This is a genomic window from Pseudomonas sp. MWU12-2345, from assembly GCF_023242385.1.
Lineage (GTDB): Bacteria > Pseudomonadota > Gammaproteobacteria > Pseudomonadales > Pseudomonadaceae > Aquipseudomonas > Aquipseudomonas gingeri_D.
This window is the reverse complement of the sequence record NZ_JALLJA010000003.1, coordinates 292468-309699: the sequence shown is the minus strand read 5'-3', so window position 1 is coordinate 309699 and position 17232 is coordinate 292468. Positions and strand designations below refer to the sequence as shown.

The following is a 17232-nucleotide window of genomic DNA, read 5'->3' as shown; positions in this document are numbered from 1 at the left end:
TCTTCCCAGATAGCAACATCGGCAAACCACAATGAGATGGCAATGATAAAACCGCGTTCGAAAAAGGCGCTCTACATCGGCCTGCCCCTGGCCCTTGGGCTCTGCGCCGCCGCAGCCTGGCTGACCTGGGACCTGTGGCCCAACCCCGGTTACTCGCTGAAGATCATGAAGCAGGCCGACGAGCTTCAGGACCGGATCATCAGCTTCGACAGCCATATCACCGTGCCCCTGACCTTCGGCACCGAAGGCCGCGAAGCCGACAAGGATGGCAGCGGCCAGTTCGACCTGGCCAAGACCGGCCGCGGACGGCTGTCCGCCGCCGCGCTGACGGTGTTCGGCTGGCCGGAAATCTGGAACGGCCCGAACGCCCCGCACCGCCCTACCGCCGGCTTTGTCGAGGAGGCACGCAAACAGCAGGAGGTGCGCTACCAGATCATCAGCGGCCTGGTCCGTGACTTCCCCAACCGTGTCGGCATCGCCTACAGCCCCGACGATATGCGGCGCCTGCACGGTGAAGGCAAGTTCGCGATCTTCATCAGCATGCTCAACGCCTATCCCCTCGGTCACGACCTCGATCGCCTGGACCTGTGGGCCGCCCGCGGCATGCGCATGTTCGGCTTCAGCTACGTGGGCAACAACGACTGGGCCGACTCTTCGCGCCCGTTGCCGTTCCTCAACGACACCCCGGATGCCCTCGACGGCCTCTCCGAGATCGGCCAGCAGGCCGTGCACCGCCTCAACGACCTGGGGGTGATCATCGATGTCTCGCAGATGTCGACCAAGGCCCTGGAGCAGGTCAGCCAATTGAGCCGCACGCCGATGGTTGCCTCGCACTCGGCACCCCGCGCCCTGGTGGATATCCCGCGCAACCTCAGCGACAAGGAAATGCAGTTGATCAAGAACAGCGGCGGCGTGGTCCAGATCGTCGCGTTCCCGGCCTATCTGCGCCCGCTGAGCCAGCGCACCCAGGACAAGCTCAACACCTTGCGCAAACGTTTCGACCTGCCGCCCCTGCCCAACCTGGCCATGGCCCTGATGCCCGGCGACCCGATCATCACCGTCTGGCCGGAACAACGCTTCGGCCAATACGCCAGCGCCCTCTACGCCATTCTCGACGAGGAACCCAAGGCCGACCTCAAGGACTTCGGCAACGCCATCGACTATGCGGTGAAGAAGATCGGCATTGATCACGTCGGCATCAGTTCCGACTTCAACGACGGCGGCGGCATCGACGGCTTCAAGGATGTCAGCGAGGCACGCAACGTCACCGCCGAACTGCTCGATCGCGGTTACTCCGAAGCCGATATCGCCAAGCTCTGGGGCGGCAACTTCCTGCGGGTCTGGGACCAGGTGCGGAAAGCCGCCCGCCCCGGCACCACGTCACCCACCGCCACGCTCTCGCGCCAGTGAGTTGCCCATGACCGATCGTAGAACCTTTCTCAAGCAGGCCGGCGTACTCGCCGCCGGCCTGCCCCTCGGTGCCAGCCTGAATGCGCTGGCCGCCAGCCCGGTCACAGCCGAGAACCCGGCATTGTCCACGGACAAGTGGGCCGGGTTGCGCCAGTTGTTCGACCAGGACCCCGACTACCTGCACTTCTCCAACTTCCTGGTGACCTCCCACCCTCGCCCCGTGCGCGAGGCCATCGAGCAGCACCGCGCCGCCATCGACCGCAACCCGGGGCTGGCCATGGACTGGGACCTGCAGGAAACCTGGAAACGCGAAGCCCAGGTCCGCCTGTGGGCCGGCCGCTACCTCAAGGCCGAGCCCGGGCAGATCGCCCTGACCGGCAGCACCACCGAGGGCCTGGCGATGATCTACGGCGGCATCCATGTGCGCCCCGACCAGGAAATCCTCACCACCGAACACGAACATTATTCGACCCGCAATCTCTTGCGCCTGCGCAGCGAGCGCGAAGGTACCCGGGTGCGCAAGATCAGCCTGTTCAAGGACCCGGCGCTGGTTTCGGCCGACGAGGTGATCGGCAATATCGACCGCGCGATCAAACCCGAGACCCGGGTGCTCGGCATGACCTGGGTGCAATCGGGCAGCGGGGTGAAACTGCCGATCGGCCAGATCGGCCAGTTGGTCGCCGAACACAATCGCCAGCGCGACGACAAGGACCGGATCCTCTACGTGGTCGACGGCGTGCACGGCTTTGGCGTGGATAACCTCGACTTCCCGGACATGCACTGCGATTTCTTTATCGCCGGCACCCACAAGTGGATGTTCGGCCCGCGCGGCACCGGCATTGTCTGCGCCCGCTCGCAACAGGTCAGGGACGTCAGCCCGCTGCTGCCGACCTTCTCCGAAGACACCAACTTCGCCACCTCCATGAGCCCCGGCGGCTACCACGCCTTCGAGCATCGCTGGGCGCTGGACAAGGCCTTCGAACTGCACCTGCAACTGGGCAAGGCCGAGGTCCAGGCGCGTATCCAGCAGTTGAACAGCCTGATCAAGCAACACCTGCGGGCCGACCCGCGGATCGAACTGGTCACGCCGATAAACCCCGAACTGTCCGCCGGCTTCAGCTTCTTCCGGGTCAAGGGCCAGGACAGCGACAAGGTCGCCGCCTACCTGATGCGCAACAAGGTGGTGGTCGATGCGGTGGATCGCGATGTCGGGCCGCTCGTAAGGACCGCGCCAGGCCTGCTCAACAACGAGGCCGAGATCGACCGTTTCATGGCCCTGCTGGGCAAACAGTTATGACCGCCAGCGCTTTCCGATTTCCATTCCTTGCCTGCGAGAACTTTCATGAAATTCCATCTGCTTGTTTCCCGGTCTCCCGTCGGCCTCTGGCCCGCACTGATCCTAAGCGCCCTGCTCGGCGCCTGGCTGCCGAACGCGGCCCTGGCCGCCACCCCGCCACTGCCGGGCAAGGTGTTCAAGGACTGCAAGGATTGCCCGGAGATGGTCGTGCTGCCCGCCGGCACCTTCACCATGGGCACCCCCGAGGACGAAGTCGGACGTGAAGCTGATGAAGGTCCGATGCACCCGGTAACCTTCAAGAGGGCCTTCGCCGTCAGCCGCTTCCAGGTACTCAGCGGTGAGTGGAAGGCCTACATCCGTGACACCGGCTACAAGATGCCGGACGGCGATACCCGCCCCGGCCGCGAGTGCCTGGCCGGCCAGCCGCGCTACCCCCAGGGCGACCGGCAACCGGCGGTGTGCATGGACGCCCACGAAGCCCAGGCCTATGCCGACTGGCTGTCGAAAAGAACCGGGAAAAAATATCACCTGCTCAGCGAGTCGCAACGCGAATACGCCGTGCGTGGCGGCACCAGTGGCTCGTTCCCCTTCCCGTTCGACAAGGACAAGGGCTACAGCATTGCCGAGCACGCCAACACCTACGGCCCGGCGGACGGTTTCAGCTATACCTCGCCGGGCGGCAGCTTCCCGCCGAACGCCTATGGCGTGTATGACGGCCACGGCAACGTCTACGAGTGGACGGCCGATTGCTACGTCGACAGCTATGTCGGCGCGCCCGCCGACGGCAGCCCGCGCCTGGACAGCAAGGAATGCGAGGACCGCCGGGTGATTCGCGGCAACGACTGGACCGAAGCGCCGGTGTTCTCCCGCTCGGGCAATCGCAATGAACGCAGCGCCATTACCCGTGGCGACTGGCTGGGCTTCCGGGTCGCCCGCGAGCTCTGAGCACCACCTGTAGGAGCCGGCTTGCTGGCGATGCGATCTGACAGTCGACATCACCATCGCCTGGGAAATCGCCATCGCCAGCAAGCCGGCTTCTACAGGGGCCGCAGCGCCCTAAATCCCGGCCCCATCGACTCGTCTACAGAGTTCAAGGCGCCTTCCGGGGCGCCCGCTTCTACAGCCCCTTCACGAGTAGCCCCCATGCCTGCCCCAGCCCCAAGTCTCGCCCGGGAAACCTTCAGGATCCTCAAGCCGTTCTGGCTGCTGGTCGTACTTTCGGCCGTATTGGGGATCGTCAGCGGCCTCAGCGTCACCGGCCTGCTGGCCACCGTCAACAACGCCATGAACGCCGCCGCCGGGCCCGACAGCCACACCGCCCTGCTGTTCGGCGGCCTGTGCCTGCTGACCCTGGCCTGCTCCACCCTGTCCAACCTGCTGACCAACTATGTCGGCCAACAGGTGGTCGCGCGCCTGCGCCGCGAACTGGCCGCCCAGGTATTGGTGGCACCCATCGAGCAACTCGAGCGCTACCGCGCCCACCGGCTGATTCCGGTACTGCTGGGGGACGTCAGCACCCTGAGCACCTTCGCCCTGTCGGTGGCGCCGATGGTGATCGCCTTTACCGTGACCCTGGGCTGCCTGTCCTACCTGGCGATGCTCTCCTGGCAGATCCTGCTGCTGACCGTGGTCACCGTGATCATCGGCTCCGGCGCCCAATGGCTGGCGCACCGCTACGGCATGCGCAGCATCCTCACCGCCCGCGACGGCGAAGACGAATTGCAGAAGCACTACCAGGCGATCTCGGCCGGGGCCAAGGAACTGCGGATCCAGCGCAAGCGCCGCCAGCATATGCACGATGAACAGATCCACGGCACCACCGAGCGGATCTGCCGGGCCAACATCCGCGCGGCGAATATCTTCGTCAGCGCGGAAACCTTCGGCTCGATGCTGTTTTTCGCCGTGATCGGTATCGCCATCACCTTCCAGGCCCTCTGGCCCGGTACTGACCGCACCGTGCTGGGTGGTTTCGTGCTGGTCATGCTGTATATGAAAGGTCCGCTGGAACGCCTGATCAACACCCTGCCGATCATCAGCCGCGCGGAAATCGCCTTGCGCCGCATTGCCGAGCTTTCCTGGCAGTTCTCTTCGCCGGAACCGCACCTGCTGATCCAGGACCGCCAGGCCGCCCCGGCGCCGCTGCAGAGCATCGAACTGCATCAGTTGCGTTATGACTACCCCCAGGTGGAAGGCAGCCAGGCCTTCCACCTGGGGCCGGTGAACCTGACCATCAAACAGGGCGAGATCCTCTTTATCGTCGGCGAGAACGGTTGCGGCAAGACCACCCTGATCAAACTGCTGCTGGGGCTGTACAGCCCGCAACAGGGCGAGGTGCGCCTCAACGGCCAGGCGGTGACCGCCGAGGGCCTGGATGATTACCGGCAGTTGTTCACCACCATCTTTGCCGACTACTACCTGTTCGACGAAGTGCTCCAGGGCGACGACCTGCTACCCCCGGAATCGATCAAGTACCTGGAACGCCTGGACATCGCCCACAAGGTCAGCATCCGCGACGGCCGCTTCACCACCACCGACCTGTCCACCGGCCAGCGCAAGCGCCTGGCGCTGATCAATGCCTGGCTGGACCAGCGTCCGGTGCTGGTGTTCGACGAATGGGCCGCCGACCAGGACCCGGCCTTCCGCCGGGTGTTCTACACCGAACTGCTGCCCGAGCTGCGCCAGCAGGGCAAGACGATCATCGTGATTTCCCACGACGACCGCTACTTCCCGGTGGCCGACCAGTTGGTGCGGATGCAGGCCGGACAGATCAAGGTCGAGCGTCGCGAGGAGCAGCCGGCTTTCGCTGAAAACGCCTTCTCGTAACACCCACACCCCGTGTAGGAGCCAGCTTGCTGGCGATGGCGACCTTGAGAGCGATGTAAGGCTTGAGGGCCAATCGCCAGCAAGCCGGCTACACATAGAGACCGTAGCGCCCTCCCGTCGCCATTTTTTTCACTTTTCTTTTCCGTCTTTGTCGGCCTCGTACGTCTTTATTTCAAATGCAAAAAATTCTCACTCGCTTCTCCAGCAATTTTGACAAGAGCAGACACAATGCCAAAACAACACCGCCTCACACCCTTGAGCAAAGCGTTGCTGGTTCGCCAGCTGTTCTGCTCGCCACCTTCGCTGGCCGTCATGGGGATGGCGCTGGCACTGCCCCTGGCGGCACAGGTCCAGGCCCAGGAGTTCGAATTCAATATCGGCGCCCAACCGTTGGGCAGCGCCCTGCAGGAACTGGGGCGCCAGGGCAATATCCAGATCCTGTACAACCCGGAGCGGGTCCAGGGTCTTCACGGTGCGCCGGTCAAAGGCGTGTTTACGCCCGGCCAGGCCGCCAGTGAGTTGCTGAAGAACACCGGCGTCGACTACAACCTGCAGGGCGACACCCTGACCCTGAGCGATACCGCCGCCAAGGGCTCGGGCCTGACCCTGGCCGCCACCAACATCAGCGGCCAGGCCCTGGGCAGCAACACCGACGGCACCGGCTCCTACACCACCGGCGCGGTGACCATAGGCAAGACCGCCCAGACCCTGCGCGAAACCCCACAGTCGGTCACCGTGGTGACCCGCCAGCAGATGGACGACAAGAACCTCACTTCCCTTGAACAGGTGATGGACCAGGCCACCGGCATTACCTTGCAGAGCCGTAACTTCGGTGACAACCAGTACAACTCTCGGGGTTTTGAGCTGGGGGCCGACGCCTACATGATCGACGGCGTGCCCGGCCTGACCTACAGCCCTACCGGCTGGATCACCCCGGACACCGCGGTGTTTGACCGAGTGGAAATCCTCCGTGGCGCAGCCGGCCTGCTGGTGGGCAACGGCAACCCCGGCGGCGCGGTGAACCTGGTGCGCAAGCGGCCGAGTGCCGACCCGCACTACTCCATCACCACCCGCATCGGCTCCAACGACTTCTATCGCATGGACCTGGACGCCACCGGGCGCCTCAACGACTCGGGCTCGGTACGCGGGCGCATGGTGGTCGCCAACGAGAACCGGCACTACTTTTATGACTCAGCCAGCAGCCGCAAGCCGGTGTTCTATGGCATCGTCGAGGCCGACCTGAACGACGACACCACCCTGTCCGTAGGCCTGCGTAACCAGACCAGCGTGACCAATGGCTACTCGATCTTCGGCTTGCCGCGCTACAGCAATGGCCAGCCACTGGGGATATCCCGCGCTACGTCGCTGTCCCAGAACTGGAACCGTCATGAAAACCAGCAGACCGAAGTCTTCGCCGAGCTGGAACACCGCTTCAACGACGACTGGAAGAGCAAGACCTCGGTTACCCGCAGCCAGGGAGCCTACGATCAACAGGTAGCCCTGCCACGCGGCAGCATCGATCCGGTCACAGGCACAGGATCAAAACTGTATGACGCGCTGTTCCGCCAGGACTCAGTGGTCAGCACGGGGCTGGACAGCAACCTCTCCGGTAACTTCAATGCCTTTGGCCTGGAGCACTCGGTGATGGTGGGGGCCAATTGGTCGGACCAAAAGCTGCGCAGCAAGGAAACCAACATAGACCTGAACACCCCTATCAATGTGTTCGACCCCGACCACAACGCTGTTGCCGAGCCCCTGCGCACCGCCTGGGACAAGATCACCGACGACGATACCCGTCGCTACGGCGTCTACGGCAATACCCGCCTGCATCTGACCGAAGATCTAAGCCTGGTGCTGGGTGGGCGACTATCCTGGTACCAGTACCAGACCAAGAACGCGTATACCGGTAGCAAGCAATCGAACCGCCAGGACCATCAGTTCACACCCTTTGCCGGCCTGATCTACGACTTCAACAATCAGTGGTCGTGGTATGCCAGCTACGCGGATATTTTCCTGCCACAAAGCCAGTATCAAACCTCCAGCGGCAAGCTGCTGGACCCGGCCATCGGTACCAACTACGAAACCGGCATCAAGGGCGAACTGTACGACGGACGCCTGAACGTCTCGGCGGCAGTGTTCTATATCAAGCAGAAAAACGTCGCGACAGTGGATCCGGATGAAAACGCTTTCTGTTCGAATGACCCGAGTGGCTACTGCTACCTCGGCGGTTCAATCCAACGCAGCAAGGGTTACGAACTGGAGGCCAGCGGGGAAGTGCTGCCGGGCTGGCAGGTGGCTGGCGGTTATACCTTCAACGTCACCAATACGAGCACTGGTGGCCCGACCGACTACCAGACGCCCAAGCACATGCTGCGGGCCTCGACCACTTACAACCTGCAAGGCGACTGGAGCCACCTGACCGTGGGCGGCGGGGTCTCGGCACAGAGCGGCTACTCGACGAATGATTTTGGTCCGAACATATCCAACAGCGGACGTGCGGTGTGGGATGCGCTGGCATCGTACAAGATCGACAAGAACTGGAAGGTCGGGCTGGACGTGAAGAACGTCTTCGACAAGGCCTACTACAAGTCCCTGGGTGAGCTACGTCGTGGCAACTACTACGGCGATCCACGCACCTATATGCTGACCGTCCGCGCGGACTTCTGATCCTCGAAGCAACCTGGTGGGTAAACCCACCAGGCGTGCATAAAAAAGCCAAGGGCCCATACCCTTGGCTTTTTTTATGACTGCAGAAATATCTGTCGCCCCCCATCGGGAACACACCATAAACCTGTAGGAGCAGGGCTTGCCCGCGAAGCTCTTTGCGCCCTCAAGGCCCTCTTCGCTGGCAAGCCAGGCTCCTACAGGTAATCGTGTCGATCCAAATGGCGGGCCAGGATCAGCACCGCCACTACAAGGATCGTGGGCTGGCCTTATTCAGCGGCCAGGCACTCCAGCACTGCATTCAACAACGCCGGACTGAGGATGACGCTGTCATGGCTCTCCTCCAGCACCCACGACCCCGCCAGGCCATTGACCGAACATTCGCGCAGCAACCGCGCCTCGGCCTCATGTATCCGCGCGGCACTGCGGCTGCCCGTCGCCCACCAGCAATCGACCTTCACCGCCAGCGGTTTCAGGCTGAAGGCCTCGCTCAACAGCGCATTGGCATGCAACAAACGATACCCGGTCTCGATCTCATCCTGTAGCGCGATATCGCGATGGATCTCGCGCAAGCGCTCGACACTCACTCCACCTACCTCGGCCACTTGTTCGATCACCCGCTCGACCACCGCCTGTTCATCACTCAAACTCACTCGCGCCTGCTCCAGGAAGCCCAGCACCGTCGCTTCATCGAGCCCCGGCGCAAAGGCCAGCAGGCTGCTCAACAACGGACCATACAACCCGGGCTCCTCGACTTGCGCATCAACGTCCGCTCCAGGCTCGGCGGCACGTTCCTCGACACCCCGGGGCATCAACGAATCCACCAGCCCGACAAAACCCACCCGCTCACCCGCCTGCTCAAGACGATGGGCCACCTCGACGGCCAACGCCCCACCCAATGACCAGCCCAGCAGGTTGTAAGGCCCGTGCGGCTGGGTGGAGCGGATCTGCTCCAGGTAGTAGGCCACCATGCCGTCCCAGGACTCATCGAACCAGCCCGGCACCACATAACTCCTGTTCACCAGCCCATAGACCCGGCGCTGATTGCCCAGGGTCCCGGCCAACGGATAGTAGGCGTAGGCCCCACCACCACCGGGCGGCAGGCAGAACAGCGGACTCCGGTCATTGCGGCAGGCGTTCATGGCAATCACCGGCGACTTGACCCGCGCCTCCCCTTCCAGCAGAAAATCCGCCAGCGCCTCCAGGTTCGGCAGCAACAGGAAATCATGCAACTTGATCGTCACATCAAACGCCTCACGCAGGCGTCCGACCAGGGCGATCACCAGCAGCGAGTGACCGCCACGCTCGAAGAAGTTGTCATCCAGCCCGACCCGCTCGACCTCCAGCACCTGCGCCCAGATAGCCGCCAGGCGCTGCTCCAGTTCGGTACGCGGGGCCCGGTAGCCCGGCCCCGAGGCATTCACATCCGGCGCCGGCAACGCCCGGCGATCCAGCTTGCCGTTCGGGCTCAGCGGCATGCCTTCCAGCAGCACCAGATGGGCCGGCACCATATGCTCCGGCAATTGCGCCTTGAGATGGGCCTTGAGCGCATCACGCAACGGGCCTTGCGCCACAGCTCCGGCATCAACCAGATCGCGCTCGACCGGCACCAGGTACGCCACCAACTGCTTGCCCAGCGGCCCGTCGATATCGATGACGTTGGCCTCGCGTACACCCGGATGCTCCTGCAACCGGGCCTCGATCTCACCCAGCTCCACGCGCAAACCGCGAATCTTGATCTGATGATCGAGACGCCCGGCGTACTCGATCACCCCCTCGTCACGATAACGGGCCAGGTCGCCGGTGCGATACAAACGGCCACCGTGCTCATCGAACGGGTCCGGGACAAAGCGCTCGGCGGTCAGCGCCGGACGCCGGTGATAACCACGGGCCAGGCCGACGCCACCGAGGTACAACTCACCGGCGGCACTGAACGCGGCCGGCAACAGGCCGTTGTCCAGCACATGGCCCTTGAGGTTGTCGATCGGTCGGCCAATCGGCACGCTCAGCTTGTCATCCGCCGTGCAGGTCCAGTGGGTCACGTCGATGGCGGCTTCGGTCGGGCCATAGAGGTTGTACAGCGCCGCCTGGGGCAGACGCTTCAGCACCTCCTGGGACAACTCGGCCGGCAGCGCCTCGCCACTGCACACCAGGCGTCGAATGCTGCGGCAGCGCTGCACATCAACCCCGGCCATGAATACCTGCAACATCGACGGCACGAAATGCAGGGTACTGACCTGATAACGCTCGATGCTCTCCATCAGTTGCTGCGGATCGCGATGCTCACCCGGCCTGGCGATGGCCAGGCGGGCGCCGGTCAGCAACGGCCAGAAAAACTCCCAGACCGACACATCGAAGCTGAACGGGGTCTTTTGCAGGACCGTGTCGTGGGCCTTCAGGTCATAGGCCTTCTGCATCCAGGCCAGACGGTTGTGCAGCGCCCGATGACTGTTGCCGGCGCCCTTCGGCCGTCCGGTGGAACCCGAGGTGTAGATCACATAGGCCAGATGGTCCGGCAAGGTCAGGTTGCGCGGATTTTCCTCGTTGGCGGTAAACGACTCGGGAACATCCAGGCACAGGCTGCGCACATGGGCCGGGATCGGCAGGGTCTCAAGCAGATGGCGCTGGGTCAGCAGCAGGTCGATGCCGCTGTCCTCGATCATGTAGGCCAGGCGTTCGCGAGGATATTCAGGGTCCAGGGGCACATAGGCGCCACCGGCCTTGAGGATCGCCAGCAGGCCGATGACCATCTCCAGGCTGCGCTCGGCGGCGATACCCACCAGCACATCCGGTCCAACCCCTTGCTCGCGCAAGCGATGGGCCAGTTGATTGGCCCGGGCATTGAGCTGGCGATAACTCAACAATTGTCCGTCGAACACCAGCGCCGGCGCCTCCGGCGAGCGTTGTACCTGGGCCTCGATCAGGCTGTGCAGGCACCAGGGTCCCGGATAGTCGGCATGGGTCAGGTTCCACTCCAGCAGCGTCTGCCGCGCCTCGGCGCCAGCGAGCATCGGCAGTTCGCCCAGGCATTGCCCGGCCGAATCGGCCAGGGCCAGCAGCAGGTTCTCGAAATGCCCTGCCAACTGCACCACCGCCGCGTCCGAAAGCTGCTGCCGGGCGTAACGGTAGTCCACCGACATGACCTCGCCCACCTCCACCACCAGGGTCAGCGGATAGTGGGTCTGCTCCCGGCTCTGCAAGCCACTGAAGGACAGTCCGTTGTCAGCGCCCTGCTCCAGGACCTGTGAGGTCGGGTAGTTCTCGAACACCAGCAAGGTGTCGAACAGTGCTTCGCCACTCCAGCCGGCCCAGCGTTGAATGTCATAGAGCGGGGTGTGTTCGTGCTCGCGCAAGGCCAGGTTGCGCGCCTGCACTTGCTGCACCCAGTCGCCGACCTGTAGCTCCGGCCTCGGACTGCCCAGCACCGGCAGGGTGTTGATAAACAGGCCCAGTTGTTCCTCGACGCCGGGCAGGTCCGCCGGACGCCCGGACACGGTGGCGCCGAAAGTGACACTGCGCTGGCCGGTGTAGCGTTGCAGCAGCAACAGCCAGGCCGCCTGCACCAGGGTGTTGAGGGTAACCCGCTGCTCGCGGGCGAACTCGCCCAGCTGCAGGGTCCGCGCTGTGTCGAGGGTCTGGCGATATTCGCCATAACCCCGGGCCTCGGCCACACCACCGGCCTTGAACGCCTGCACCAGGCGGGTCGGCTCAACGAAGGCGGCCATCTGCTCGGTCCAGAAACGCTGATCGGCGCCGCTGTCCTGGCGTTGCAGCCACTGGATGTAATCCCGCAGGCGACTGCCGGGCGGCGTCACCACCTGTCCGTTGTAATGCTCCAGCACCTCGCCCAACAGCCGCGCACTGCTCCAGCCGTCCAGCAGGATATGGTGGTTGGTGTAGATCAGGTGGTGACGCTGTTCGGCGGTGTGCAATACCGTCAAGCGCAACAGCGGGTCGCAGGCCAGGTCGAAGCCGCGTTGCAGATCCGCTTCAGCCAGTTCGGCCAACAGCGCTTCAAGGCCGTTGCGGCCCCGCAGATCCTGCTCGACAAACGCCAGGACCTCGGTTTTGCGAATCACCTGCAGCGGCTGTCCGCTGCCTTCGGCAAAGCGCGCCCGCAGCGCCTCGTGACGGTCGATGGCGGCCTGCCAGGCGGCGCGGAAACGCGGCACATCGAGCCCCGTCACATCGACCCGCATCTGGTTCAGATAGTTGCCCGAGGCCGGTGCCGACAGGCTGTGGAACAGCATGCCTTGCTGCATCGGCGACAGCGGGTAGATATCCTCGATATCCCGCGCCGCCACCGACAGGCGATCCAGTTGGGCCTGGTTCAGGCCCGCCAGCGGGAAGTCCGACGGGGTCACGCCGTGGTGCCCGTCGTGGACGCAGTAAGCGATCACCTCGGCCAACGCCAGCTCGTACGCCGCCGCCAGCCCCTCGATGGTTTCGCCGCGATAGACCTCGCCACTGAAACTCCAGTCCAGTTGCAACTGGCCGTCGTAGACCTGGCCATTGAGGCTCAGCCAGTTACCCAGCGGTGCGTCTTCACTCTGGCTCGCACCGCTGTCATCGGCGCTCGGGATCAACAACGCGCTCTCGCCAGGAGCAGCGTCGGTATCGAACTGCCCCAGGTAGTTGAAGGTCACCCGGGCTTCGGGCAACGCCTGCAAGGCCGCGACGGTCTCGGCATCACCGAGATAGCGCAGGATGCCGTAGCCGATGCCCTTGTTCGGCACCGCGCGCAATTGTTCCTTGATGCTGCGGATACTCGCACCCGGCTCGCCCTCGGGCGTGAGCCGGAGCGGAAACAGACTGCTGAACCAACCCACGGTGCGGCTCAGGTCGAGGTCCTCGAACAGGTCCTCGCGGCCATGGCCTTCCAACTGGATCAGCGCCGAGGACTGCCCGCTCCAGGTACACAGCACCTGGGCCAGGGCCGTCAGCAGCAGGTCGTTGACCTGGGTGCGATAGGCCGCCGGGGCCACTTTCAAGAGTTGTTGGGTGAGGTCTTTGCTCAGGCTCGAACGGGCGTAACGGACCTGGCGCCGGGTATTGGCCCCCAGCGGATTATCCCGGGGCAACTCGCCTTCTACATGCCCAAGACTCTGCAACCAGTAGTCGCGTTCGGCCTTGAGCAGCGGCCCATGGGCATAACCTTGCAGGTGTTCGGCCCATGCCTTGAGTGAACTGCTGCGCGGTGCCAGAACCGGCGAGCGGCCCGCCGCCAAAGCGGTGTAAGCCTGTTGCAGGTCTTCAAACAGCACACGCCAGGACACCCCGTCCACCGCCAGGTGGTGAATCACCAGCAGCAAACGCTGTTGCCCTTGCGGCAGGTTGACCAGCAGTGCACGCAGCAACGGCCCCTGTTTCAAATCGAGGCTGCGCTGGGCTTCGTCGGCCAGCTCGGTCAGCCGTGCCGGATCGTCGAGTTCGTGCACCCACAACGGATCAATCGCGGGGCCCGCGCGGAAGCTCGCCTGCCAGACGCCGTCCCTCAGCTCGAAGCTCAGGCGCAGGGCCTCGTGCCGTTCGATAAGCATGTGCAAGGCATTGCGCAGATGCGCCGGGTCCAGGGTTGTCGACGGTTCCAGCATCAGCGCCTGGTTCCAGCGCTGACGCTGGGGGATTTCCAGCTCGAAAAAGCGCGCCTGGATCGGCAACAGCGGCAGGTTGCCCCGCACCGTCTCGACCACCTCGGTCTTCTTCTCGATCAGCCGGGCCACCGTCGCCAGTTGGCCGATGGTCTGCTTCTCGAACAACTGCCGGGGGCTCAACCTGATGCCCTGGCGCTTGGCCCGGGCGATGATCTGCAGACTGAGGATCGAGTCGCCGCCCAGTTCGAAGAAGTTATCGCTGCTGCCGACCCGTTCCAGCTTGAGCACATCAGCCCAGACCGCCGCGAGTTTCTCTTCGATCTCGCCGACCGGCACGGTGTAACGCTTGCCGGCGACGCCCGGTTTCGGCAATGCACGCTTGTCGAGCTTGCCGTTGGCGGTCAGCGGCAGGCGTTCGAGGGCGATGATATGCGCCGGCACCAGATACTCCGGCAGTTCGGCCAGCAAGGATTGGCGCAAGGTCTCGACCGCCAGTTCGGTGCCGGAGACAGGCACACAATAGGCGACCAGTTGCAGGCGCGAGGCATCGCTGTCCAGCGGCAAGGCCAGGACCACTGCTTCACGCACACCGTCCAGGCCTTGCAGCACCTGCGCGACTTCGCCGGGCTCGACCCGGTAGCCACGAATCTTCACCTGGTCGTCGGCCCGACCGAGGTACTCCACCCGGCCGTCAATCATCCGCGCCCGGTCACCGGCACGGTACAGACGTTCGCCGTGCCGGGACTCGGGATCGGGCACAAAACGTTCGGCGGTCATGGCCGCCCGTCCCAGATATCCCTGGGCCAGACCGGCGCCACCGAGGTACAGCTCGCCGGCGACACGTTCCGCCACCGGGTTGAGCCAGGCATCCAGCACCCGCGCCTGGTCGTTGGCCAGGGGCCGACCCACCGGCACCGTGCGGCAACCCGCCAGGCGCTCGCGGACTTCGTGGGTCAGGATGCCCACGGTGGTTTCCGTCGGCCCGTAGTGATTGACGATACGGCACTCCGGCGCCAGGTGCCGGATCTGCTCGATCAGCGCCCAGGGGCTGGCTTCGCCACCGAGGACCAGCAATTGCCGGGGCAGCACGTCCGCCGGCCGCGCGGCCTGCAACAGGCCCTGCAAATGGCTCGGGACGATTTTCAGCACATCAACCTGGTGCTCGGCCATATAGGCCGCGAAGCCGTCGGGATCGAAGGCGTGTTCGGCGGCCATCAGGTGCAGTGGGCGACCGGACGCCAGGGCACCGAACAGCTGGGTATGACCGAGGTCGGCGGCAATGGTCGAGACCAGCGCCATGCTCGCCCCGGGCGCCAGCTCCAGGCGTTGCAACAACGCCTGCACATAGTTCGCCAAAGCCTGATGGCTGATCAGCACACCCTTGGGCTGCCCGGTGGAACCGGAAGTGTAGATGATATAGGCCGGCTGTTCCGGCAGGACCCGGATCGCCAGGGATTCGGCGCTGCAATCGGCCCATTGTCCGGGGTCATGGGCCAGCACCGGGCAAACACCCAGGCCGGCGGACTTGTTATCGCCCGGCGCATGCATCAGCAGCGTGGCGGCACTGTCCTTGAGCAGTTGCTGCAAACGTTCGCTCGGCTGCGCCGTATCCAGGGGCAGGTAGACCGCACCGGTTTTCAGCACGGCGAGCAACCCGATCACCCACTCGAAGGAACGCTCCTGGCACAGGGCGATCACGTCACCGCGACCGATGCCCCGGGCGTGCAGGTAGTGCGCCAGCCGGTTGGAACGCTGCTCCAGTTCATCGTAGTCGATCGACTGAGCGGCAGTGTGCAGTGCCGCCTGACCCTGTCCGATCCGCCGACCCTGTTCCCAGAGGGCGAGGAAATCGGTAAAGGGCCATGGCGCGGCCTGGTGCTCCATGGGCTGGGCAGCGCTAACGGGTTGTTCCAGCAACGGTTGTTCAACGGCGCACACCAATTGCTCCAGTACCTGACGCCAGGACGCCGCCATGCGCTCGATGGTCGCGGCCTCGAACAGGTCCGTGGCATAGGTGAAGCTGGCCTCGACGCCCTGTGGAGTGTCGGTGAAATCCAGGGCCAGGTCGAAACGCGCGTCGACGATATCGATGGCGAAGGCTTCGACGCTCAGGTCCTGGGCCTTGTCTCCAGCGCTGGCAGCAGCCAGCACGTTCTGGTTGATCTTGACCTGGAACAGCGGGTTATGACCGAGGCGGCGCTCCGGGGCCAGGGCTTCCACCAGTTGCTCGAAAGGCAGCTCCTGATGGGACTGGGCGCCGGTCACCACCTGTTTCACCTGTTCCAGCAGTTGCTGGAAGCTGGCGCGTTCGTCCACCTGTACCCGCAGGACCTGGGTGTTGATAAAGAAGCCGATCAGCCCTTCCAGCTCCTCGCGGCTGCGTCCGGCATTCGGCGCGCCGATACGGATATCGGCCTGGCCGCTGTAGCGCGAAAGCACCACGGCCAGCGCCGTCAGGCTGAGCATGAAGAGGGTCTGGCCGTTCTGCCGGGCCAGGTTCTTGAGTTGTGCCGAGAGAGCGGGCGTCAGGTCGCTGTTGACAATGGCACCACGGTAGCTCGGTTGTGCCGGACGCTCGTGGTCCAGTGGCAGCTCCAGCAACGGATGTTCGTCGCCCAGTTGTTCTTTCCAATAAGCCAGTTGGCGCTCGCCCTCGCCAGCTTCGAGCCAGGCCCGTTGCCAGATGGCGAAGTCGGCGTACTGGATCGGCAGCTCCGGCAAGGCCAGACGCGGTCCCTGTAGGAGCTGGCTTGCCGGCGATCGCGATGTTGTATTCACCGCCGTCATCGCCAGCAAGCCGGCTCCTAAAGGGTTAGCGGCGCTTTCGAGTTCGCCGAGGTAGAAACGGATGAACTCACGAACCAACACCTCTCCCGACCAACCGTCGGAGATGATGTGGTGCATGCACAGGGTCAGCACGTGTTCGGCTTCGCCCAGGCGGAACAGCCTGACCCGCAGCAACGGCCCTTCCAGCAAGTCGAACGGCGCGCTCAGTTCGGCGGCGACCAACCCCTTGAGGTGCTCCTCGGCACTGTCGGCGGCAGTCCCCGAGACGTCGACCCGCACCAGGCTCACCACGGACTGCTCAAGAATCTCCTGATGAAACGCGCCCTCATCCGAGACAAAGCGCGTGCGCAGGCTTTCATGCCGCCGCACCAGCCGTTCCAGGGCCCGGCCCAGCGCCGCCTCATCCAGCCCGCCGCTCAAGCGCACCGCCATCGGTACGTTATAGGCGCTGTTACCCGGCTCCAGTTGCCAGAGAATCAGCATCTGCTGCTGGGCATGGGACAGCGGAATGCGCGGGACCTCGTGACGGGTGACGGCGATCGGCAGCAGCCTGAAGCTCTGCCCGGTGGCCTGCATCTTTTCCAGGATCTGGCGACGCTGGTCCAGGGGCAAGCCGACGAAGCGCCGGGCAATCCGTTGTGCCGTGGTGGTATCCAT

6 protein-coding genes are annotated in these 17232 nt (G+C 64.2%); 5 read left to right on the top strand and 1 reads right to left on the bottom strand.

Annotated features, from left to right (window positions below):
* Nucleotides 1–42: 42 nt before the first annotated feature.
* From pvdM to M5C71_RS09630, 5 genes are all read left to right on the top strand, one after another.
* Complete coding sequence (gene pvdM / locus M5C71_RS09650; protein WP_248767712.1) at nucleotides 43–1410, top strand: pyoverdine-tailoring dipeptidase-like protein PvdM; 1368 nt, start codon at nucleotides 43–45, stop codon at nucleotides 1408–1410.
* 7 nt (nucleotides 1411–1417) lie between these two features.
* Complete coding sequence (locus M5C71_RS09645; RefSeq protein WP_248767711.1) at nucleotides 1418–2707, top strand: aminotransferase class V-fold PLP-dependent enzyme; 1290 nt, start codon at nucleotides 1418–1420, stop codon at nucleotides 2705–2707.
* A 45-nt stretch (nucleotides 2708–2752) separates the two neighbouring features.
* A complete protein-coding gene (locus tag M5C71_RS09640; RefSeq protein ID WP_248767710.1) occupies nucleotides 2753–3652 on the top strand; it encodes a formylglycine-generating enzyme family protein in 900 nt (299 codons plus the stop codon).
* Between the two features lie 198 nt (nucleotides 3653–3850).
* On the top strand, nucleotides 3851–5530 hold the full coding sequence (locus tag M5C71_RS09635) for a cyclic peptide export ABC transporter (protein WP_103498083.1): 1680 nt from the start codon (nucleotides 3851–3853) through the stop codon (nucleotides 5528–5530).
* A gap of 228 nt (nucleotides 5531–5758) precedes the next feature.
* Nucleotides 5759–8197 (top strand): TonB-dependent receptor, encoded by a 2439-nt coding sequence (locus M5C71_RS09630; protein ID WP_248745577.1) that lies wholly within the window; start codon nucleotides 5759–5761, stop codon nucleotides 8195–8197.
* A gap of 266 nt (nucleotides 8198–8463) precedes the next feature.
* Here M5C71_RS09630 and M5C71_RS09625 read toward each other — a convergent pair whose 3' ends face one another.
* Nucleotides 8464–17232 (bottom strand): non-ribosomal peptide synthetase, encoded by an 8769-nt coding sequence (locus M5C71_RS09625; RefSeq protein WP_248767709.1) that lies wholly within the window; start codon nucleotides 17230–17232, stop codon nucleotides 8464–8466.